The organism is Mesorhizobium sp. M4A.F.Ca.ET.020.02.1.1, from assembly GCF_004022645.1.
Taxonomy (GTDB): domain Bacteria; phylum Pseudomonadota; class Alphaproteobacteria; order Rhizobiales; family Rhizobiaceae; genus Mesorhizobium.
The window spans coordinates 1-407 of sequence record NZ_RZOI01001421.1 but is presented as its reverse complement, the minus strand read 5'-3'; the positions used below and the strand labels follow the sequence as shown (position 1 = coordinate 407).

General features: G+C 65.4%; 1 protein-coding gene. It reads right to left on the bottom strand.

Going from position 1 to position 407, the window contains the following annotated elements:
- Positions 1-30: 30 nt before the first annotated feature.
- Positions 31-407, bottom strand: a 377-nt coding sequence (locus tag EN742_RS37485) for a hypothetical protein (RefSeq protein ID WP_210214519.1), incomplete at its 5' end; no start/stop codon positions are given.

Genomic DNA, 407 nt, shown 5'->3' with positions numbered 1-407 from the left:
GAACTGGGCTTGGTGCCGGAGGTTCCCATGTTACTTTCTCTTCGACTTCGGGTTCAGCTGCAGCGACGCGACGACGCTCAGTGGCTTGTTCGAGGTCTGCGTTGCCCACTCTCCCACGAGCTCGGCGAACTCTTGCGCCTGCGGACCCTCAACCGCCACACCCCAGCCGCTAACCACCCACCCGCCGATCTTGCTCACCGGCAGTCGTCCGAGGAATGCAACCAGCGGTTCGCGCAGTTCCGGCCGGTCTCCGCAAAGGCGCGCCAGACCCTCGGCCGCCGGCGGCCGTTTGCCGAGATCTTCGGTCTGATCAATCTTCGTCACGAGGCCCTGGAACACCCGGTTGGCATCTTCGGGCGTGAGCGCAGCCACCTCGGCCTTCGTCACCTGCGTGACGCCGAGAGTCG